This window comes from Gryllotalpicola reticulitermitis (assembly GCF_042651345.1).
Lineage (GTDB): Bacteria > Actinomycetota > Actinomycetes > Actinomycetales > Microbacteriaceae > Gryllotalpicola > Gryllotalpicola reticulitermitis.
On the sequence record NZ_JBHSCN010000010.1, the window covers coordinates 1 to 1,350 of the forward strand.

The following is a 1,350-nucleotide window of genomic DNA, read 5'->3' on the forward strand; positions in this document are numbered from 1 at the left end:
GGGACTGTCTGATTTCCGGTGTTTCTGGGGTGGCCTGACTGGAAGGAACAGGCCGTGATGGACACGACCGAGATGATCGATCCTGTGACCGGGGAGATCATCGATGAGCAGCAACTCGCGGAGCAGTTGCTGAGGCAAGCGAAGGAACAAGGCGTCGATCTGCTGGGCCCGGATGGGCTGTTGAACGGGCTGACGAAGCGGGTGCTGGAGAGCGCGCTCGAGGTGGAGCTGACCGAGCACCTCGGCCATGAGAAGCATCAGCTCTCCGAGGGTGGGAACATCCGCAACGGCACGAGGTCCAAGACGGTGCTCACCGAGGTCGGCCCTGTCCAGATCGACGTGCCGAGGGACCGCGATGGGTCGTTCGAGCCGAAGATCGTCAAGAAGCGGCAGCGACGGCTGACCGGGGTCGATGAGATCGTGCTGTCGCTGACCGCGCGCGGGCTGACCACCGGGGAGGTCGCGGCGCACTTCGACGACGTGTACGGGGCGCAGGTCTCGAAAGACACGATCTCCCGGATCACGGACAAGGTCATCGAGGAGATGACGGACTGGGCCAACCGGCCGTTGGATCGCGTCTACCCGGTTGTCTTCATCGACGCTCTCGTGGTGAAGGTGAGGGACGGGCAGGTGCGCAACAAGCCGTTCTACATCGCCGTCGGCGTCACCGTGAACGGGGAACGCGACATCCTCGGGATCTGGGCCGGCGATGGTGGGGAGGGCGCGAAGTTCTGGCTCGGCGTGCTGACCGAGATCAAGAACCGCGGCGTGGAAGACGTGTGCATCGTCGTCTGCGACGGGCTCAAGGGGCTGCCGGAGTCGATCAACACGGCCTGGCCGCTCGCGACGGTGCAGACCTGCGTCATCCACCTGATCCGCAACACGTTCCGCTTCGCGTCCCGGCACTACTGGGAGGAGATGGGCAAAGACCTGCGCCCCGTCTACACCGCCCCGACCGAAGTGGCAGCAGCCGAGCGGTTCCGGGAGTTCGACGCGAAATGGGGTGCCCAGTACCCGGCGATCACGAAGCTCTGGCAGAACGCCTGGAGCGAGTTCGTCCCATTCCTGGACTGGGACGTCGAGATCCGACGAGTCATCTGCTCGACGAACGCCATCGAGTCGCTCAACGCCCGCTATCGCCGCGCAGTCAGGGCTCGAGGCCACTTCCCGAACGACGCCGCCGCGCTGAAGTGCCTCTACCTCGTGACCCGCTCGCTTGACCCGACCGGGCGCGGGCGTGCACGCTGGGCCACGAGATGGAAGCCGGCGCTGAACGCGTTCGCGATCGCTTTCGAGGGCCGCATCAACTAATGACCGCCAGCCCAGAAACACCGTTCATCGGACAGACCC

Annotated in this window: 1 protein-coding gene; it reads left to right on the forward strand. The window is 65.0% G+C overall.

What is annotated here, in order from left to right:
- The first annotated feature begins 72 nt into the window (after positions 1–72).
- Positions 73–1,311 (forward strand): IS256 family transposase, encoded by a 1,239-nt coding sequence (locus ACFOYW_RS16420; protein ID WP_390231446.1) that lies wholly within the window; start codon positions 73–75, stop codon positions 1,309–1,311.
- Positions 1,312–1,350 lie beyond the last annotated feature (39 nt).